Origin of the sequence: Streptomyces sp. NBC_00096, assembly GCF_045041305.1 — a bacterium.
Taxonomy (GTDB): domain Bacteria; phylum Actinomycetota; class Actinomycetes; order Streptomycetales; family Streptomycetaceae; genus Streptomyces.
The window spans coordinates 1,369,293-1,389,042 of the sequence record NZ_CP108221.1 but is presented as its reverse complement, the minus strand read 5'-3'; the positions used below and the strand labels follow the sequence as shown (position 1 = coordinate 1,389,042).

The window sequence follows — 19,750 nt, the reverse complement described above, 5'->3', positions numbered from 1 at the left end:
AGAGGTCCCACCGTCATGAGCGCAGCAGCACGCATCGCAGCACGCGGGAGGCCGGCGAACGCGCTGGTCGCCGCGCTGGCCGCCACCGCCCTCCTCGGGGCGGCGGCCGTCCTGCCCCTGGTGGCGGCCCCCACCGCCACCGCCGCGGCGGTGGCCCTGTCACCCCTGGACGTCCAGGGGCGGGGGGCCACCGTGCCCTTCACCGAGCAGGAGGCGGAGCGGGCGGCCACCAACGGTTCGGTCATCGGGCCCGACCGGACCTACACCAGCCTGCCCGCCGAGGCCTCCGGGCGCAGCGCCGTACGGCTGGACGCGGCGGGGGAGTACGTCGAGTTCACGCTGGCCAAACCCGCGAACGCGATGAGCGTGCGCTACTCCGTACCGGACAACGCGGCCGGTACGGGCATCAGCGCGCCCGTGGAGCTGAAGCTGGACGGGACCAGGCTGAAGGACCTGGACTTCACCTCCAAGTACAGCTGGTTCTACGGCAGCTACCCCTTCACCAACCAGCCGAACGGCGACAAGCCGCACCACTTCTACGAGGAGACCCGCACCCTCTTCGGGAAGACCCTCCCGGCCGGCTCCAAGGTCCGCCTCACGCTCGCCTCGCTCGCGGCCACCCCGTGGGCGATCGTGGACCTGGCGGACTTCGAGGAGGTCGCACCGCCCGGGAACAGGCCGTCCGGTTCGCTGTCGGTGACCGACTTCGGCGCGGACCCGAACGGTTCCGCCGACTCCACGGCGGCCTTCCAGCAGGCCGTGGACGCGGGCGCGGCGCAGGCGAAGGAGGTGTGGATCCCGCAGGGCACCTTCAAACTGACCGATCACGTGGTGGTCGACAAGGTGACGCTGCGCGGGGCCGGACCCTGGTACTCCGTCCTCACCGGGCGCCACCCCACCGACCGCAACCGCGCGGCCGGGATCTACGGGAAGTACGTACAGGGCGGCGGGTACGGCGGCCGGATACGCCCGTACGAGAGCGGCGGGCCGAGCCGCAACGTCACGCTGAAGGACTTCGCGATCATCGGTGAGATCGCCGACCGGATCGACGACGACCAGGTCAACGCCATCGGCGGCGCGATGAGCGACTCCGTCGTGGACAACGTCTGGATGCAGCGGACCAAGGTCGGGGCCTGGATGGACGGCCCGATGGACAACTTCCGCATCAGGAACAGCCGGATCCTCGACCAGACGGCGGACGGGGTGAACTTCCACTGGGGCGTCACCAACTCCTCCGTCGAGAACACCTTCCTGCGCAACCTCGGCGACGACGGCCTCGCCATGTGGGCGGACACCAAGAACAACGTCGCCAACTCCTTCAGCCACAACACCGTCGTCCTGCCGATCCTCGCCAACAACATCGCGGTCTACGGCGGCAAGGACATCAGCGTCACCGACAACGTGGCCGCGGAGACCCTGTCCAACGGTGGCGGCCTGCACGTCGGCAACCGGTACCCGGGGGTCACGCCCGGGCAGGGAACGGACGTCTCGGGCACCTTCACGCTGTCGCGCAACACCCTGATCCGGACCGGGAACACCGACTACGGGTGGAACTTCCCGATCGGCGCCGTGTGGTTCGACAGCCGGTCGAGCTCCATCGACAAGGCCACGATCAACGTGACCGACAGCGCCATCCTGGACAGCTCGTACGCGGCCATCCACTTCGTGTCCGGCAGCACCAAGGGCGTCCACTTCGACAACATCGACATCGACAGGACGGGGACCTTCGCGCTCCAGTTCAACGATCCGGCCGAGCTGTCCATGAGCAACGTCAGGGCCACCCGGATCGGTTTCTCCGAACCGGTCTACAGCTGCCTGGGCGCACAGCTGAAGCTGACGCAGGGCAGCGGGAACTCGGGATGGAACACCAAGCTCCCGAACACCTACTGCGGACCGTTCCCGCCGGCCGCGGACCAGCCGGGACCGGACCCCACGCCCAGCCCGACGCCGACTCCCAGCCCTACGCCGACCCCCACTCCTACACCGACCCCGTCTCCCACGCCGACCCCGACCCCGACTCCTACGTCGACACCCGACCCCACCCGGAACCTCGCGCGGGGGCGGCCCGTCTCCGAGTCCTCCCACACCCAGGGGTACGACGCCGCCAAGGCCGTCGACGGTGACCCGAACAGCTACTGGGAGAGCGTCAACAACGCCTTCCCGCAGTCGGTGACGGTCGACCTGGGGGCCACCACCGCCGTCAAGCGCCTGGTCCTGAAGCTGCCGCCGCCGGCCGCCTGGGGGGCCAGGACCCAGACCCTGTCCGTCCTCGGCAGCACCGACGGCTCCGCCTTCACCACCGTCGCCGCCCCGCAGGGCTACGTCTTCGACCCGGCGAGCGGGAACGGGGTCACCATCACCCTCCCGGCCGGTACGAACCTGCGCCACCTGCGGCTCGCCTTCACCGGCAACACCGGCTGGCCGGCCGGGCAGCTCAGCGAGCTGGAGGCCTACACCGGCTGACACCCGACCGGCATGGCCGCCTCCCCGCGATCCCCCCGCCCGTCACGGCATCGGCTGTGGCGGGCGGGGGCCGTGGTACTGCCCGCTCGGCCGCATCCGCAGCGGGCGTTCCTGGTACTCCTCCAGCGCGTGTGCGATCCAGCCGGCCGTGCGGGCCACGGCGAAGACGGTCTCCCCGGCCTCCGCGGCCATCGCGCACGACACCGTCAGCACCGCCAGCGCCAGGTCCACGTTGGGGTAGAGCCCGCCGCCGTGCCGGGCCATCACCCCGGCCACCTCGCGCGCCGCGGCCAGCGCCGGACCGGCCTGCGCCAGCCCCTCCAGCCGCGCGAACAGCGCCGTGGCCCGGGGGTCCTGGCCCTCGTACAGCCGGTGCCCGAGCCCGGGCACCCGGCGTCCGGCCCGCAGGTACTCGGCCACCACCGGCGCCGCGCCGCCCCGCTCCAGCACCTCCACCAGCATCCGGTGCGCCAGGCGCCCGGCCGCGCCGTGCAGCGGGCCCTCGAGTGCGCCGAGCCCGGCCGAAACCACCGCGTACGGGTGTGCGCGCGCCGACGCGGCCACCCGTACGGCCAGGGTCGAGGCGGCCAGATCGTGGTCGGTGAGCAGCGCCAGGGCCAGGTCCAGTACGGCCAGCGCGTCCGGATCGGGGTCGAGGGCGGAGAGCCGCGGCCACAGCTGCCGGGCGAGGCGGCCGTCCCCGCCCCACTGGGCCGGGCCGACCTCGGGCAGGGCGCCGACCATGGTGGGGATCAGGGCGCGTGCGGAGCCCAGTACGGATGCCTCGGACAGGTCGAAGCGCAGCGGATCCGCGACCGCCGCGGCGGCGACGGCCACCCGCAGCCGGTCGAGCGGGCCGCTGTGCTCGGGCAGCGCCGCGACCGCCCGCCGGGCGGCGGCGAGGGCCTCCGGGGGAGCGGTGAACCGGGCCCCGGGCACCAGGGTCCCGGTCCAGAGCCACTCGGTGACCTCCTCGTACCGGTACCGCGAGGCCAGCTCCACGGCGTCCACGCCCCGGAAGTAGTACCGGCCGGGCTCGATGAGGGTCAGCGCGGTGCGTACGGAGAGCTCCCCGGCCGAACCGGCCGCTCCGGAGGGTCCCGCCGCCTCGCGCCGGCTGCGCAGGGCCAGGGCCGCCACCTCGCGGGCGTCGAAGCTGCTGGAGCGCCCGACCGGGTCGCGGCGGCTCGTGAGCTGGCCGCGGCTGACGTACGCATACACGGTCGCGGGCTTCACCCCCAGCAGGCGGGCCGCTTCCTGGGTGCTGAGCCTGCGCTCACCGGACTCGTCGTTCATGACGCACACCCTACATATGTTGACGCAATCAATATTGACAGTGATTGAGTCCATCATGGATGGTCAATCCATGAACACCACCGTCGCACCTGCCGAAATCCCCCGCGGACTCGCGGGAGTCGTGGTCACCGAGACCCGTCTCGGTGACGTCCGAGGCCAGGAGGGCTTCTACCACTACCGCCAGTACTCGGCCGTCGAGCTCGCCGGGAGCCGCACCTTCGAGGACGTGTGGCACCTGATGTTCCGCGGCGAGCTGCCCGCGGACGCCGCCGAACGCGCCGCTTTCGCCGCCGAGATCGCCCCGCTGCGCCGGCTCCCCGCCGAAGTGCGGGACGCCCTGCCCGCACTGGCCCGCGCCACCGCCCTGTCCGGCCCGCTCGCCGGTCTGCGCACGGCGCTCTCACTGCTCGGCGCCTCCGCCGGGTTCCGCCCGGTCTACGACCTCGGCCCCGAGCGCCGGGCCGCCGACGCGATGGCCGCCTGCGCCGCGGTACCGACCCTGCTCACCGCCCTGCACCGGCTCGGGCAGGGGCTGGAACCGGTGGAGCCGCGCGAGGACCTCCCGTACGCCGCCAACTACCTCTGGATGCTGACCGGGCAGGAGCCCGATCCGGTCAGGGCCCGCGCGGTCGAGCGGTACCTGATCTCCACCGTCGACCACGGTTTCAACGCCTCCACCTTCACCGCCCGGGTGATCGCCTCCACCGGCGCCGACGTCGCGGCCTGCCTCACCGGGGCGATCGGCGCGCTTTCCGGCCCGCTGCACGGCGGCGCCCCCAGCCGGGCCCTGGACACGCTCGACGCCATCGGCACGGCGGACCGGATCGACCCGTGGATCCGCGAGCGTGTCCTCGCCGGCGACCGGATCATGGGCTTCGGGCACCCCGTGTACCGCACGGAGGACCCGCGCTCACGGATGCTGCGCGAGATCGCCCGGCAGTTCGGCGGCCCGCTCGTGGACTTCGCCGTGGAGGTCGAGCGGCACGTCGAGGAGATCCTCGCCGAGCTCAAGCCCGGCCGCGAACTGCACACCAACGTGGAGTTCTACGCGGGCGTGGTCATGGAGCTGTGCGGGCTGCCGCGCGAGATGTTCACGCCGACCTTCTGCGCGGCCCGCGTGGTCGGCTGGAGCGCGAACGTCCTCGAACAGGCCGCCGACTCGAAGATCATCCGTCCGGCCGCCCGCTACACCGGCCCCACCCCGCCGCAGCCGGTCCCCGCCCTCGGCTGACGCTGGCTACGATCGACCGGGTGAACAGCATCCCCGTCGTCGTCCTCTCCGGATTCCTCGGATCGGGCAAGACGACCGTCCTCAACCACCTCCTCGGCAACCGCGGGGGCACCCGGATCGGGGTCGTCGTCAACGACTTCGGCTCCATCGAGGTCGACGCGATGTCGGTGGCCGGCCAGGTCGGCGACTCGATGGTCTCCCTCGGCGGCGGCTGCCTGTGCTGCGCCGTGGACGGCAGCGAACTGGACGCGTACCTGGACAAGCTCGCCGACCCCGTCCACCGCATCGACGTGATCGTCATCGAGGCGAGCGGGCTGGCGGAGCCGCAGGAGATGGTCCGGATGCTCGTCGCCAATGAGAACCCGGCCGTCCGCTACGGCGGAATGGTGCAGATCGTCGACGCGGCGGAGTTCGACGCGACCCGGGCCCTGCACCCCGGGACCGACCGCCACCTCGCCGTCGCGGACCTGGTGGTGCTCAACAAGACCGACCGCGTCGACGCCGCCGAGCGGGCCCGGATCGAGGGCGTGCTCGGCACGCTCTGCGCACCCGGCATCCCGGTCGTCGGCGCGGACCACGGGCGGATCGACCCGGAGCTCCTCTTCGACCGCCGCCCGTGGACCGAGACGCGCGGGCAGCTGTCCTTCGAGGACCTGCTGGCCCAGGCGCACGACCACGACGGCGACCACGCGGGACACGCGCACACGGCCTACGAGAGCACCGAGTTCGTGTCCGAACAGGCACTCAGCCCACGCCGGTTCATCGACTTCCTCGACCGCCGTCCGGCCGGGCTCTACCGGATCAAGGGCTACGCGTACTTCGGCGTCCCCGGCCACGATGAGCGCTACGAGGTCCAGGCGGTCGGCCGCTTCCTGCGCTTCGCCCCGCAGCCCTGGGGGCGGGGCGAGCCGCGCCTGACGCAGCTCGTCCTGATCGGCTCGGGCACCGACGGCCCGGCCCTGCTCCGCGAGCTGGAGGGCTGCCGCGAAGCCGAGCCGTGGCGGGCCGGCCCGGAGAGCATGTGGGGGGTACTGCGCTACGTACACCGCCCGGCGGCGCCGGAGCGGGAACGGGGTTCCGGCGACCCGGACATCGATCCCGCTCCCGGGGCCGACTTCGAAGCCGACCTCGATCCCGACTTCGATCCGGATCCCGACGCCGGGGCCGACCCCGGGGCCGACACAGAGTCCGACCCCGGTTTCGGGTACTGAGGGACCCGAGGGGTTCCGGGTACTGAAGGACCCGAAACCGGCTCAGGCGACCTCGACGCCGAAGTCGCCGAGCAGGGGTTCCAGCCCGCCCGGGTACCCCTTTCCGCCGACGACGAAGTCCCAGTCGCCGCCCGCGCGGCGCCGGAAGGAGCCCAGGACCAGGGCCGTCTCGCCGGCGCGGCCGTCGGAGACCATGAGCCGGCCCAGCTCCTCGCCGCCCGGACCCAGCAGCCGGATCCGGGCGTCGGTGAAGCCCGCCAGGTCGGCGCGCGGATCGACTTCCGGATCGATCGCGGCGACCAGGACCAGCCGGTCGGCGCGCTGCGGCAGGGCGTCGAAGAAGACCGCGAGCGCCGCCTTGTCGGGCGCCGAGTGTGTGTGGGCCCGTACCGAACCGTCCGGGGTGCTGGGGTTGTTGAAGAACACGAAGTGGTCCTCGCTCAGCACCCGGCCGCCCTCGCAGACCAGCGCGCACACGTCCAGCGCCACCGGTCCCGCCCAGGACATGCCGAGCACGTTCCGCTCCGCGGCCGACTCCGACTCCGACTCCGACTCCGGCTCCGTCGTCCGCCGGGCCGCCGTGCCGCCGCCGAGGCGCCCGCGCAGTCCGTGCTGGTGCAGCAGGTCCACGAGCGCGGCCCCGGGAACCAACTCCAGCGGCTTGCCGTTGGCAAAGGTGTACGACCCGGGTCCGAAGGTCGCGGTGGTGACCAGCACCCCCTTGTTCGCCCCCCGGTCCTGAACCGTGCCGTACAGGTCCCGCACGGCCGTTGGCGGGACCGTGTTCCGGTAGCGCTTGACCTGCACCACGATCCGCCCGCCCCGGATCGGAGCCGGGTCCAGCGCCTCGACGTCCACGCCGCCGTCGCCCGACCGCTGCGTGGTCACCGCCTCCATGCCCATCGCCCGGAACAGCTCCGCGACCAGGTTCTCGAAGGCGATCGGGTCCATCGCGAAGAGGTCCGGCTCCTCGTCGTCACCGTCCGCGTGCCCGCCGTGGCTGACGACACCGCCCATGTCCCCGGGCCTGCGGTCCGGGCGGACCGCGGCGAGCTGGTCCGGCCGCGGCGACAACTGTCCCCGCAACCCCTCCACCAGGCAGTCCACTGCGCTGACCTGCTCGAGTCGCAGCCCGGTGAAGGCGGACCGTGCTGCCGACACCGTGGCGAGAACGAGCTGCGCCTCCAGCCCCGTCACCGGATCGTGGGCGTCCACGAAGCCGTTGACCACCACCGAGTCCAGCATGCCGAACTCGTCCGCCGCGTACAGCTCGTGCACCACCAGCAGCAGGCACTGCGCCAGCAGGCCCCGGTAGAGTGCCCGCCGCTGCGCGGCCGGGCGGGCCGTCTCCTTGTCCTGGTCCGTACTGGGCAGATACCGCACCGACTTGGCTTCCGGTACCACCTCGTAGCGAGGCAGCTCCCAGTCGAGCACCAGCTGCCGCACCGTCCGGTCGTACGCTGCCGACACCTGCCTCGGCAGTTCCTCCGACCAGGCCGTGGAGGCGTACAGGGCGGCCGAGAAGTACTCCACCGCGGCTTCGGCCTCGCCCGCGCGCAGCCTCCCGGCCAGCTCGCTCAGCCCGGCGTTGTGCGCGCGGATGCCCGCGAGCCGCTCGGCCGCCCACCGGTCGTACTGCTCCCGCTGCTCGAACAGCCGCTCCTGGCGCCGGGTCTCAGCCGCACGTGCCTTCTGCGAGGCACGCGTGTACTGGGCGTGCGCCTCGTGCTCCGCCTGGGCCCGCCGGTAGGAACCGAGTGCCATGCCGCTGCTCTGCTGCTGGAACTGTTCGATCCGGGGTATTGCCACGGGGTATGCCAGGGGCCCCGGATCGAATGGGTCGAGCCGCTCGCTGCGGACCAGCGAGGCCATTCGGAACGCCGGCGCCCGGCAGCCTGCCGCCAACAGGTTCCGCAGTGCGGAGACTTCAGCCTCGATGCTCTCCGTACGCCGTCGTGCCTCGACCTCACGGTGCTGCCGGTAGGCGGCCTGCTGCTCGCGTTCGCCCCGGGCGACGTCCCGGTCCCATGCTCGGCGGCGGCGCTCGGCCTCTCGCTGCTGGATCACCTGCGTCCGCTGCTGCCTGCGCTGGTCCTCGGCCCAGTCCCCGATCATTCCGCTCGACCGACGGCTCATCAGCTTTCCCCCGCCCCCACCGCAAGCACCAACGGGAAAACACTAGTCGCCGTTCGGGTGGTACGTCCCCCGGACGTACCACCCGAATGGCCTCCTACCTCCTACAGCGCGGCCCCCGCCAGCGCCGCGACCACGGCCGGCAGCGCCGTGCCCGAGCCGTCCCGGCGCGGGTCGGCCGAAGGCAGCTCGGCCGGGGTGCCGTTCGCCGCGGCCGCGCGGACCGGGGAACCGCCCGCCCAGGCCAGGAGCAGTACGTCCTCGCCCTTCAGGAAGCGCTGGCAGCGCACGCCGCCGGTGGCCCGGCCCTTGCGCGGGTACTGGTCGAACGGGGTCAGCTTCCCGGACTGCATCGAGTCGTCCAGCGTCCCGTGCGAGCCCGCCACCGTGAAGACCACGGCGTCGCGCGCCGGGTCCACGGCGGAGAAGTGGATCACCTTGGCACCGTCCGCCAGTTTGATGCCGGCCATACCGCCCGCCGGTCGGCCCTGCGGGCGCACCTGGGCCGCCGGATAGCGCAGCAGCTGGGCGTCGTCAGTGATGAAGACCAGGTCCTCCTCGCCCGTGCGCAGCTCGACCGCGCCGATGATCCGGTCGCCATCCTTGAGGGTGATGACCTCCAGCTCGTCCTTGTTGGCCGGGTAGTCCGGCACGACCCGCTTGACCACTCCCTGCTCGGTGCCCAGCGCCAGGCCCTGCCCGGACTCGTCCAGCGAGGTCAGGCAGATCACCTGCTCGTCCGCCTCCAGCCCGGAGAGGAACTCCGAGACCGGGGCCCCGCCCGCGAGGTTCGGCGCGGCGTGGGTGTCGGGCAGCTGCGGCAGGTCGATCACCGACAGCCGCAGGAGACGCCCGTACGAGGTGACCACGCCGATGTCGGCCCGCGCGGTCGCCGCGACCTGCGAGACGATCAGGTCGTGCCTGGCGCGGCCGCCGCCCTCCTCCTCGGCAAGCGGCTCGGCGTTCGCGGTGCGGGCGAGCAGGCCGGTGGAGGACAGCAGCACCCGGCACGGGGTGTCCGCGACCTCCAGCGGGACCGCCGCGACCGGCGTCCCCGCCGACTCCAGCAGCACCGTACGGCGCTCCGTGCCGAACTTCTTCGATACCGCGGCCAGTTCCGCCGAGACGAGCTTGCGCAGCTCGCTGTCGGAGTCCAGGATCCCGGTCAGTTCGTCGATCTCGCCCGCCAGCCGGTCGCGCTCGGACTCCAGCTCGATCCGGTCGAAGCGGGTGAGGCGGCGCAGCGGGGTGTCCAGGATGTACTGGGTCTGGATCTCGCTCAGCGAGAAGCGCTCCATCAGGCGCTCCTTGGCCTGCGCGGAGTTGTCGCTGTCCCGGATGATCCGGATGACCTCGTCGATGTCGACCAGCGCCACCAGCAGGCCCTCGACCAGGTGCAGGCGGTCGCGCCGCTTGCCCCGGCGGAACTCGCTGCGCCGTCGCACGACCTCGAAGCGGTGGTCGAGGTAGACCTCCAGCAGCTCCTTGAGGCCCAGCGTCAGCGGCTGCCCGTCGACCAGTGCGACGTTGTTGATGCCGAAGGTCTCCTCCATCGGCGTCAGCTTGTACAGCTGCTCCAGCACGGCCTCGGGGTGGAAGCCGTTCTTGATCTCGATGACCAGACGCAGGCCGTGCGAGCGGTCGGTGAGGTCCTTGACGTCCGCGATGCCCTGGAGCTTCTTCGAGCCGACCAGGTCCTTGATCTTCGCGATGACCTTCTCGGGGCCGACCGTGAAGGGCAGTTCGGTGACGACCAGGCCCTTGCGCCGCGGGGTCACGTCCTCCAGTGCCACCGTGGCACGGATCCGGAAGGTGCCGCGCCCGTTCTCGTAGGCGTCCTTGATGCCCGCGAGGCCCACGATCCGGCCGCCGGTGGGCAGGTCGGGACCCGGCACGAAGCGCATCAGCGCCTCCAGGTCCGCCTCCGGGTAGCGGATCAGGTGGCGGGCGGCCGCGATGACCTCGCCGAGGTTGTGCGGGGCCATGTTGGTGGCCATGCCCACCGCGATCCCGGACGCGCCGTTGACCAGCAGGTTCGGGTACGCGGCCGGCAGGACGACCGGCTCGCGCTCCTGGCCGTCGTAGTTCGCGGCGAAGTCGACGGTGTTCTCGTCGATCCCGTCCGTCATCAGCGAAGCGGCGTCGGCCATCTTGGACTCGGTGTAACGCATCGCGGCCGGCGGGTCGTCGTTGCCGAGCGAGCCGAAGTTGCCGTGGCCGTCGACCAGCGGGAGCCGCATGGAGAAGGGCTGCGCCATGCGCACGAGGGCGTCGTAGATCGACGCGTCGCCGTGCGGGTGCAGCTTGCCCATGACCTCGCCGACGACGCGGGCGCACTTCACGTAGCCGCGGTCGGGGCGCAGGCCCATCTCGTTCATCTGGTAGACGATGCGCCGGTGCACCGGCTTCATGCCGTCGCGGGCGTCGGGCAGGGCGCGGGAGTAGATCACCGAGTACGCGTACTCGAGGAAGGAGCCCTGCATTTCGTCGACGACGTCGATGTCGAGGATCTTCTCCTCGAAATCCTCCGGCGGCGGGGTCTTCGTGCTGCGGCGGGCCATCGCTGCGCGGCTCCTTAACCAAGAATCGGGATGAGCTCAGCTCTCACGGGGTGGGGGCTGGTCTTCTTACACGGGCGGTGCTGGGTGTGGTGGTGCGGGCGGCACTGAGGGTGGTGGTGCGGGTGGGACCGGGTCGGGCCGGGTTTCGGACAGGGGGTGCCGCGCACCATTGTGGCCCGAGGCACCGACAACGCCGACTCCGACCCAGGACTGGGCCGGGAACTTCTCCGGTCGCCGACACGCTTGCATACAGTGGCAGGTCTGACAGGAATCTCTGCATCGCGATCGAAGGGACCACATGCCCATGGGTCACACGGCCACAGCTCAGGCCGGCTCCGGCGGCCTCACAGCAACCGAGCACCGGCTGGCCAACGGCCTGCGCGTGGTGCTGTCCGAGGACCACCTGACCCCGGTCGCCGCGGTCTGCCTCTGGTACGACGTCGGCTCGCGCCACGAAGTCAAGGGACGTACCGGCCTGGCTCACCTCTTCGAGCACCTGATGTTCCAGGGCTCGCAGAACGTGTCCGGCAACGGGCACTTCGAGCTGGTCCAGGGAGCCGGAGGCTCCCTCAACGGCACCACCAGCTTCGAGCGGACCAACTACTTCGAGACGATGCCGACCCACCAGCTGGAGCTCGCGCTGTGGCTGGAGGCGGACCGGATGGGCTCGCTGCTGGCCGCCCTGGACGACGAGTCCATGGAGAACCAGCGCGACGTCGTCAAGAACGAGCGCCGCCAGCGGTACGACAACGTCCCGTACGGCACGGCCTTCGAGAAGCTGACCGCCCTGGCCTACCCCGAGGGCCACCCGTACCACCACACGCCGATCGGCTCCATGGCCGACCTGGACGCCGCGTCCCTGGAGGACGCGCACGCGTTCTTCCGTACGTACTACGCGCCCAACAACGCGGTGCTCTCGGTCGTCGGCGACATCGACCCCGAGAAGACCCTGGCCTGGGTCGAGAAGTACTTCGGCACCATCCCCGGCCACGACGGCAAGCAGCCGCCGCGCGACGGCTCGCTGCCCGAGATCATGGGCGGGCAGCTGCGCGAGGAGGTCGTCGAGGAGGTTCCGGCCCGCGCGCTGATGGCCGCCTACCGGCTCCCGCCCGACGGCACGCGCGAGTGCGACGCCGCCGACGTGGCGCTGACCGTCCTGGGCGGCGGCGAGTCCTGCCGGCTGCACAACCGACTGGTGCGCCACGACCAGACCGCCGTCGCGGCGGGCTTCGGCATGCTGCGCCTCGCCGGCGCGCCCTCGATGGGCTGGCTGGACGTCAAGACCTCCAGCGGGGTCGAGGTGCCCGACATCGAGGCGGCCGTCGACGAGGAGCTCGCGCGGTTCGCCGCCGAGGGCCCGACGGCCGAGGAGATGGAGCGCGCGCAGGCCCAGCTGGAGCGCGAGTGGCTGGACCGGCTGAGCACGGTGGCCGGCCGCGCGGACGAACTGTGCCGCTTCGCGGTGCTGTTCGGCGACCCGCAGCTGGCGCTGACCGCCGTCCAGCGGGTCCTCGACATCACCGCCGAGGAGGTGCAGGCCGTGGCCGCGGCCCGACTGCGCCCGGACAACCGCGCGGTGCTCGTGTACGAGCCGATCGCGGCCGACGAGTCCACCGACGCCGACGCGCCCGGCGACACCGGCGCGGGCGACGAGAACAGCGACGAGAACGAGGGGGCGGAGCAGTGAGCGACACCGCAGCCGTCACGATGACCTTCCACCCGCGCCCCGAGGCCGGCGAGCCGCAGCCGTGGGCCTTCCCGGCCCCCGAGCGCGCGGTCCTGGCCAACGGCCTCACCCTGCTGCGCTGCCACCGCCCGGGCCAGCAGGTGGTGGCGGTCGAGATCAACCTCGCCGCCCCGATGGACGCGGAGCCCGCAGGCCTCGACGGCGTGGCCACGATCATGGTCCGCGCGCTGTCCGAGGGCACCGACAAGCACACCGCGGAGGAGTTCGCCGCCGAGGTCGAGCGCTGCGGCGCCAGCCTCGACGCGCACGCCGACCACCCGGGTCTGCGGGTCTCCCTGGAGGTCCCGGCCTCCCGGCTGCACAAGGCACTGGGCCTGGTCGCAGAGGCCCTGCGCGCGCCGGCCTTCGGCGACGCCGAGGTCGACCGCCTGGTGCGCAACCGGCTCGACGAGATCCCGCACGAGAGCGCCAACCCGCAGCGCCGCGCCGCCAAGGAGCTCTCGAAGGAGCTCTTCCCGGCCTCCCTGCGGATCTCCCGCCCGCGCCAGGGCACCGAGGAGACGGTCGCCCGCATCGACTCCGCCTCCGTACGCGCCTTCTACGAGGCCCACGTGCGCCCCGCGACCGCCACCGCGGTGGTCGTCGGCGACCTGACCGGCATCGACCTGGACGCCGTCCTGGCCGACACCCTGGGCGCCTGGACCGGTGACACCACCGAGCCGCGCCCGGCCCCGCCGATCACCGCCGACGACACGGGCCGCGTGGTCATCGTGGACCGGCCCGGCGCGGTCCAGACGCAGCTGCTGATCGGCCGCATCGGGCCGGACCGGCACGACCGGGTCTGGGCGCCCCAGGTGCTCGGCACGTACTGCCTGGGCGGCACCCTGACCTCCCGCCTGGACAAGGTGCTGCGCGAGGAGAAGGGGTACACGTACGGCGTGCGCGCCTTCGCCCAGGTGGTGCGCTCCACCGCGGACGGCAAGGGCGCCTCGATGCTGGCCATCAGCGGCTCGGTGGACACCCCGAACACCGGCCCGGCGCTGGAGGACCTCTGGACGGTGCTGCGCACCCTCGCGGAGGGCGGCCTGACCGACGCCGAACGGGACGTGGCGGTGCAGAACCTGGTGGGCGTGGCCCCGCTGAAGTTCGAGACGGCCGCCTCCGTCGCGGGCACCCTCGCCGACCAGGTCGAGCAGGAGCTCCCGGACGACTACCAGGCGCAGTTGTACGCGCGGCTCGCCGAAACCGGGACGGTGGAGGCCACTTCGGCCGTCGTCAGCGCCTTCCCGGTGGACCGCCTGGTCACGGTCCTGGTGGGCGACGCCTCGCAGATCGAGGAGTCGGTGCGGGCCCTCGGGATCGGTGAAGTGACCGTGGTGACCAACTGATCGCAGGCCGGTCGCCCAACTGACCGGCCCTACAAGGGGGCTCCGGCGGCTTGTCCGCCGGAGCCCCCTTTGTTCTACTTGTCCCTTTGGGGCGATGGTTGCCCGTATGGGGTGTGGCGTACGCAACAAAAGGGCGTGTCTGTTTGGTGATTGTCCGAAGATCCGCCTAGCGTCGGCGGTGCTGTCCGTCAGTTGTAACCGCCGCGTCCGCGGCACCGGGCAGCGATCGCCGAGTCCCCGTCAGGCGCGAGCCTGGGGAGCCGGGGACCCACTTGTGTCCCTGGGGTGAATCGGACCGCCTCGCGAGAGGGGGCCCGTAGGAGACCTTCCTGCTCCGAACCCGTCAGCTAACCCGGTAGGCGAGAGGGAAGGAAAGGATCAGCCCCTTCATGGCGTTTGGCAGTCGTCCCGCCGGCTCCGGCAAGCACCGCGGTTCCAGCCGTCTGAGCCGCAAGACCGCCGGCTACGCCGGTATAGCCGCCCTCGCCACCACTGGCGTCGTCAGCTCCCTGGCCGGCCCCGCGTTCGCCGCGGACCAGGCCCATTCCGCCGAGGACACCGGCCTCAACACCATCGTGGTGGCCGACGGACTCGCGGACGAGATCGAGGCCCAGGCCCAGTCCCAGCAGCGGTCCGCCGAGGCCGCCGCCGCCAAGGCGCAGGCCGAGGCCGACGCCAAGCAGCGGGCCGCCGAGGCCAAGTCGAAGGCCGAAGCCCGGGCCAAGGCCGAGCGCGAGGCCGCCGAGCGCGCCGCCCGCGAAGAGGAGCGCAAGCGCCTCAACACCTTCGTCGCCCCGATCGACAACTCCTACGTCAGCACCCAGTGGCACGCGGGCGGCGGCATGTGGTCCTCCGGCAGCCACACCGGCATCGACTTCCACGCCGGCTCGGGCACCCCCGTCCACGCCGTCGGCCTGGGCACCGTGGTCGAGGCGGGCTGGGGCGGCGCGTACGGCAACAACGTCGTCATCAAGCACGCCGACGGCACCTACACCCAGTACGGCCACATGTCGAAGCTCGGCGTCTCCGTGGGCCAGCAGGTCACCCCGGGCCAGCAGATCGGCCTGTCGGGCTCCACCGGCAACTCCAGCGGCCCGCACCTGCACTTCGAGGCCCGCACAGGCCCCGACTACGGCTCGGACATCGACCCGGTCGCGTACCTGCGTACGCACGGCGTCAACGTCTGACGAACGCACCGCACCGCACGTCTTCCGCGAAGGCCCCGGCTCTCTTCGAGCCGGGGCCTTCGCGTTGTGTGAATGTTTCGCATTCCAGGCCGTCCTCGGAAATTATCGTGTGTTGCAATAGAGTCGCAACACGCACAGCCATACGAAAAAGGCGGAGGTCCGGTCTTGCGAATTCCCGCGCACACGGTATGCACAGCAATCCGCGACGACATCGTCTCCGGGGTGTTCGGACCCGGTGGCCGGCTGACCGAGGAGGTGCTGGCCCGCCGGTACGGAGTCTCGCGCGTTCCGGTGCGCGAGGCGCTGCGCACGCTGGAGTCCGAGGGGTTCGTGACCACCCGCCGGCACGCGGGCGCCTGCGTGGCCGAGCCGACCGAGCAGGAGGCCGCCGACCTCCTGGAGCTGCGGATGCTGCTGGAGCCCCTCGCCGCGGCCCGGGCGGCCCGGCGGCGCACCGAGGCCCACCTCAGGGTGTTGCGGGGCCTGGTCAGGCTGGGCCAGGAACGGGCCAGGAGGGGGCAGGGGGAGGACCTGCGCTCCCTGGGCGGCTGGTTCCACGAGACGCTCGCGCAGTCCTCGGGCAGCCCCGGGCTGATCGCCCTGCTCACCCAGATGCGCCACAAGGTGGCCTGGATGTACGTGGTGGAGGCGCCGGTGCGGCCCGTGGAGTCCTGGGCGGAGCACGGCGCGATCGTGGACGCGGTGGCCCGGGGCGACGCCGAGCGGGCCCGGGCGCTGACCGCGGCCCACGTGGACCGGGCGGCGGGGGCGCACCGGATGCGGGTGAGGACTTTGCAACCTGCCGTAAACACGGCAAGCGCTCCGCATTAACAAACCCCGTATACAAAGGTGGGATATCGGGGTCGGCCCGAGGTGATTCGGCCGGGCTTTTCGGTTGCTTTTCGGCCGGGATTTTGGCCGGGATTTTTCGGTGGGGATCGGGTCGGTCGTCCGTGGCCGGGCAATTCGTGCCCGTGCGTCGTTCCGGCCGAATTGGGTCCGCCGGAATTCGATGCGGGCGTTTCCGGCCCGCGTGCCCGCGTGCCCGTGTGCCCGCGTGCCCGCGTGCCCGTGTGTCCTGGTCCAGGGCCGGGGTGCGCTTCCAGGGCTGAGGCCCGGCTTCATGGCTGAGGCCCGGCTTCACGGCTGAGGCCCGGCTCCAGAGGCTGAGGCCCGGCTCCAGGGGCCGAGACGCGACGGAGCCCGTCGCCTCCGGCCGTGGTCGGGGGCAACGGGCTCCGCCGTGCAAGTACTGCGAGTGTCCCGCGGGTCGAACCCGAAGGGTCAGACGGTCTCGGGGAGCTCCTCGAGGCCCTCGGCGACCAGCTTCGCGAGGCGGTCCAGCGCGGCCTCGGAACCCTTGGCGTCGGACGCGAGGACGATCTCCTCGCCGCCCTGGGCGCCCAGGCCCAGAACCGCCAGCATGGAGGCGGCGTTGACGGGGTCGCCGCCGGCCTTCGCGATGGTCACCGGGACGCCGGAAGCGGTCGTCGCGCGGACGAAGATCGAGGCGGGACGAGCGTGCAGGCCCTCGGCCCAGCCGACGTTGACGCGGCGCTCTGCCATGGTGATGCCCTTCAGGTTCTTACGGTTGTCTAGACCAGTCTCTCACGGCGTCCGGAATGGTCGGACCGACCTTGGGCCCGAAAATCGCCGCCGTTCGACCTGTCCCAGCTTGCCTTGATTCGGGTCAGCTTGCCCGATGCGCCGCGCCCGGGCCACTCGACCCGATCGAGCCTTAGGGTGGCCCCATGACCACCGAGCCGGACCCCTCGTACCCGGACCACTGGGAAGCGGACGTCGTCCTGCGCGACGGCGGGACCGCCCGGATCCGCCCCATCACCACCGACGACGCGGGCCGGCTGGTCAGCTTCTACGAGCAGGTCTCGGACGAGTCCAAGTATTACCGCTTCTTCGCTCCCTACCCCCGGCTCTCCGACCGTGACGTGCACCGCTTCACGCACCACGACTACGTGGACCGGGTCGGCCTCGCCGCGACGATCGGCGGCGAGTTCATCGCCACCGTCCGCTTCGACCGGATCGGCGCCGACGGGCGCTCCGCCACCGGCCCCTCCGACGAGGCCGAGGTCGCCTTCCTGGTCCAGGACGCCCACCAGGGGCGCGGGGTCGCCTCGGCCCTGCTCGAACACATCGGCGCGGTGGCCCGGGAACGCGGCATCCGCCGCTTCGCCGCCGAGGTGCTGCCCGCCAACGGCAAGATGATCAAGGTGTTCACGGACGCCGGCTACCAGCAGAAGCGCAGCTTCGAGGACGGCTCCGTCCACCTGACCCTCGACCTCGAACCCACCGCCGAATCCCTCGCCGTCCAGCGCGCCCGCGAACAGCGCGCCGAGGCCCGCTCCGTGCAGCGGCTGCTGTCCCCGGGATCGGTGGCGGTGATCGGAGTCAGCCGCTCCGGCGGGGGAGTGGGCGCGGCGGCCCTGCGCAACCTGCGGGACAGCGGCTTCCACGGCCACCTCTACGCCGTCAACGAGGCCACCACGGCCGACCTGCTGGACGGCGTACGGGCCTACCGCGCGGTCGGCGATATCGGCGCCCCGGTCGACCTTGCGGTGGTCGCGGTCCCGGCGGACCGGGTCCCGGAGGCGGTCGCGGCCTGCGGGGAACACGGGGTGCAGGGGCTGGTGGTGCTGTCCGCCGGCTACGGGGAGAGCGGGGCCGAGGGCCTGGCCCGCCAGCGCGAGCTGGTGCGTCAAGCGCGCTCGTACGGGATGCGGCTGATCGGACCGAACGCCTTCGGGGTGATCAACACGGCGCCCGAGGTGGAGCTGAACGCCTCCCTCGCCCCCGCTCCGGCCCCCGCGCGGGGACGGGTCGGCCTGTTCACCCAGTCCGGGGCGATCGGCATCGCGCTGCTCTCGGGGCTGCTGCGGCGCGGGGAGGGACTGTCCTCCTTCATCTCCGCCGGGAACCGGGCGGACGTCTCCGGCAACGACATCCTCCAGTACTGGTACGACGACGAGGCGACCGACGTCGCGCTCATGTACCTGGAGACGCTCGGCAACCCGAGGAAGTTCACCCGGCTCGCCCGGCGCACCGCGGCCGTCAAACCGGTGGTCGTCGCCAAGGGCGGCCGGCACACCCCGGCGGGACACGTGGTCACCGGCACCCGGCTGCCCGAGGCGACCGTGTCGGAGCTGCTGGGGCAGGCGGGCGTGATCCGGGTCGACACGGTGACCGAGCTCGTGGACGTCGGCCTGCTGCTGGCATCGCAGCCCGTCCCCGCCGGTCCGCGGGTCGCGATCCTCGGCAATTCGGAGTCCCTCGGGGTGCTCACCTACGACGCCTGCCTGACGGAAGGGCTGCGGCCGCTGGCGCCGCTGGACCTGACGACGGCCGCCTCGCCGGAGGACTTCCGCGCGGCCGTCGCGGCGGCGCTGGCCTCGCCGGACAACGACGCCGTCGTCGTGACCGCGATCCCGTGGGTGAGCGAGGAGACCCTGGCGGACGACCTGGCGGAGGCCCTGCGGACGGCGGCCGCCGCGCACCCCGGCAAGCCGGTGGCGGTCGTGCACGTGGAGCTGGGCGCGCTGGCCGAAGCCCTCTCCGCCGCGACCGCCCCGGCGGCCGCCACCTCCCGCCCGGCCGCTCCCCGGCCCGCGCCGGAGCCTGCCCCCGGCCCCGCGCCTGCCTCCGGCCCCGCACCCGCGCCCGGCCCCGTGCCCGATGCCGCCGCCGGCCCCGGGCGGATCCCCAGCTACCCCGCCGCCGAGCGGGCCGTCAAGGCCGTCGCCGAGGCCGTGCGGTACGGGCAGTGGCGCCGGGGCAACGCCGAGGCCGGGCAGGTCCCCGAGTACGAGGACATCGACGAGAGCGGGGCCGCCGGGCAGCTCTCCCGCCTGCTGGCCGGCGTAGGGGAGCACGAGGCGGCGACCCTGGCCGATGCCGACGCCCGCGAACTGCTCGCCCGGTACGGGATCCGGGTGCTCCCCACCCTCCCCGCCCCCAGCGCGGAGGCCGCGGCCCGCGCCGCCCGGGTCCTCGGCTACCCCGTCGCGCTGAAGACCACCGCCCCGCACCTGCGCCACCGCGCCGACCTCGGCGGCGTCCGCCTCGACCTCACCACGGAGGCCGAGCTGCGCCGCTCCTACGAGGAGCTCACCCAGGCGCTCGGCAAACCGCACGAGCTGCTCCCCGTGGTCCAGGCGATGGTCCCCCGGGGAGTGGACACCGTCATCCGCTCCGTCATCGACCCCGCCGCCGGAGCCGTCCTCTCCTTCGGACTCTCCGGAGTCGCCTCCGAACTGCTCGGCGACACCGCCCACCGGCTCGTCCCCGCCACCGACAAGGACGCGGCCGGCCTGATCCGCTCCATCCGCACCGCCCCGCTGCTCTTCGGCTGGCGCGGCAGCGACCCCGTCGACACCCCCGCACTGGAGGAGCTGCTCCTGCGGCTGTCCCGTCTCGTCGACGACCACCCCGAGGTGGTCGGGGTCGCGCTGGAGCCCGTCGTCGTCGCCACCGAGGGCCTGTCCGTGCTCGCCGCGAGCGTCCGCGTCGCGCACCCGCCCGCCCGCGGCGACCTCGGCCCGCGGACCTTGCCCAGCTACTGAGGTCCGGAGGCGGCCGGGG

Annotated in this window: 12 protein-coding genes and 1 riboswitch; of the genes, 8 read left to right on the top strand and 4 right to left on the bottom strand. The window is 72.5% G+C overall.

What is annotated here, in order from left to right:
* Window positions 1-15: 15 nt before the first annotated feature.
* Window positions 16-2,463 (top strand): discoidin domain-containing protein, encoded by a 2,448-nt coding sequence (locus OG904_RS05810; RefSeq protein ID WP_405488058.1) that lies wholly within the window; start codon window positions 16-18, stop codon window positions 2,461-2,463.
* Between the two features lie 42 nt (window positions 2,464-2,505).
* Here OG904_RS05810 and OG904_RS05805 read toward each other — a convergent pair whose 3' ends face one another.
* Window positions 2,506-3,759, bottom strand: a complete 1,254-nt coding sequence (locus tag OG904_RS05805) for a citrate synthase (protein ID WP_405488056.1) — start codon at window positions 3,757-3,759, stop codon at window positions 2,506-2,508.
* A gap of 55 nt (window positions 3,760-3,814) precedes the next feature.
* Between OG904_RS05805 and OG904_RS05800 the strand changes: the two genes are divergently transcribed.
* Window positions 3,815-4,990, top strand: a complete 1,176-nt coding sequence (locus tag OG904_RS05800) for a citrate synthase/methylcitrate synthase (protein WP_405488054.1) — start codon at window positions 3,815-3,817, stop codon at window positions 4,988-4,990.
* Window positions 4,991-5,010: 20 nt separating this feature from the next.
* Window positions 5,011-6,201, top strand: coding sequence for a CobW family GTP-binding protein (locus OG904_RS05795; protein ID WP_405488052.1), 1,191 nt, complete (start codon window positions 5,011-5,013; stop codon window positions 6,199-6,201).
* 42 nt (window positions 6,202-6,243) lie between these two features.
* On the opposite strand, the gene OG904_RS05790 is transcribed toward OG904_RS05795, so the two are convergent.
* Window positions 6,244-8,337, bottom strand: coding sequence for a restriction endonuclease (locus tag OG904_RS05790; RefSeq protein WP_405488050.1), 2,094 nt, complete (start codon window positions 8,335-8,337; stop codon window positions 6,244-6,246).
* A 101-nt stretch (window positions 8,338-8,438) separates the two neighbouring features.
* Complete coding sequence (locus OG904_RS05785) at window positions 8,439-10,895, bottom strand: DNA topoisomerase (ATP-hydrolyzing) subunit A (RefSeq protein ID WP_405488048.1); 2,457 nt, start codon at window positions 10,893-10,895, stop codon at window positions 8,439-8,441.
* 304 nt (window positions 10,896-11,199) lie between these two features.
* Between OG904_RS05785 and OG904_RS05780 the strand changes: the two genes are divergently transcribed.
* The 4 genes from OG904_RS05780 to OG904_RS05765 all read left to right on the top strand — a co-directional run bounded on the left by OG904_RS05780 (window position 11,200) and on the right by OG904_RS05765 (window position 15,988).
* Window positions 11,200-12,582 carry a M16 family metallopeptidase gene (locus OG904_RS05780; protein ID WP_405488046.1) on the top strand — a complete coding sequence of 461 codons (1,383 nt, stop codon included), beginning with the start codon at window positions 11,200-11,202 and terminating at the stop codon, window positions 12,580-12,582.
* Between the two features lie 20 nt (window positions 12,583-12,602).
* Window positions 12,603-13,970 (top strand): M16 family metallopeptidase, encoded by a 1,368-nt coding sequence (locus OG904_RS05775; protein ID WP_405497787.1) that lies wholly within the window; start codon window positions 12,603-12,605, stop codon window positions 13,968-13,970.
* A gap of 217 nt (window positions 13,971-14,187) precedes the next feature.
* Window positions 14,188-14,347, top strand: a riboswitch (cyclic di-AMP (ydaO/yuaA leader).
* A 12-nt stretch (window positions 14,348-14,359) separates the two neighbouring features.
* Entirely contained in the window at window positions 14,360-15,157 is a 798-nt protein-coding gene (locus OG904_RS05770) for a M23 family metallopeptidase (RefSeq protein ID WP_405488044.1), read from the top strand.
* Window positions 15,158-15,322: 165 nt separating this feature from the next.
* Window positions 15,323-15,988, top strand: coding sequence for a GntR family transcriptional regulator (locus OG904_RS05765; protein WP_405488042.1), 666 nt, complete (start codon window positions 15,323-15,325; stop codon window positions 15,986-15,988).
* A gap of 453 nt (window positions 15,989-16,441) precedes the next feature.
* Here the strand turns inward: OG904_RS05765 and OG904_RS05760 are convergent, their stop codons facing one another.
* Window positions 16,442-16,723 (bottom strand): HPr family phosphocarrier protein, encoded by a 282-nt coding sequence (locus OG904_RS05760; RefSeq protein ID WP_405488040.1) that lies wholly within the window; start codon window positions 16,721-16,723, stop codon window positions 16,442-16,444.
* 185 nt (window positions 16,724-16,908) lie between these two features.
* Between OG904_RS05760 and OG904_RS05755 the strand changes: the two genes are divergently transcribed.
* Window positions 16,909-19,731 carry a GNAT family N-acetyltransferase gene (locus OG904_RS05755; protein ID WP_405488038.1) on the top strand — a complete coding sequence of 941 codons (2,823 nt, stop codon included), beginning with the start codon at window positions 16,909-16,911 and terminating at the stop codon, window positions 19,729-19,731.
* Window positions 19,732-19,750: the final 19 nt, after the last annotated feature.

Coding starts and splice junctions, on each gene's coding strand:
- OG904_RS05810 (WP_405488058.1), top strand. CDS start 16: ATGAGCGCAGCAGCACGCATCGCAGCACGCGGGAGGCCGGCGAACGCG.
- OG904_RS05805 (WP_405488056.1), bottom strand. CDS start 3,759: ATGAACGACGAGTCCGGTGAGCGCAGGCTCAGCACCCAGGAAGCGGCC.
- OG904_RS05800 (WP_405488054.1), top strand. CDS start 3,815: ATGGATGGTCAATCCATGAACACCACCGTCGCACCTGCCGAAATCCCC.
- OG904_RS05790 (WP_405488050.1), bottom strand. CDS start 8,337: ATGAGCCGTCGGTCGAGCGGAATGATCGGGGACTGGGCCGAGGACCAG.
- OG904_RS05785 (WP_405488048.1), bottom strand. CDS start 10,895: ATGGCCCGCCGCAGCACGAAGACCCCGCCGCCGGAGGATTTCGAGGAG.
- OG904_RS05780 (WP_405488046.1), top strand. CDS start 11,200: ATGGGTCACACGGCCACAGCTCAGGCCGGCTCCGGCGGCCTCACAGCA.
- OG904_RS05775 (WP_405497787.1), top strand. CDS start 12,603: ATGACCTTCCACCCGCGCCCCGAGGCCGGCGAGCCGCAGCCGTGGGCC.
- OG904_RS05770 (WP_405488044.1), top strand. CDS start 14,360: ATGGCGTTTGGCAGTCGTCCCGCCGGCTCCGGCAAGCACCGCGGTTCC.
- OG904_RS05760 (WP_405488040.1), bottom strand. CDS start 16,723: ATGGCAGAGCGCCGCGTCAACGTCGGCTGGGCCGAGGGCCTGCACGCT.
- OG904_RS05755 (WP_405488038.1), top strand. CDS start 16,909: ATGACCACCGAGCCGGACCCCTCGTACCCGGACCACTGGGAAGCGGAC.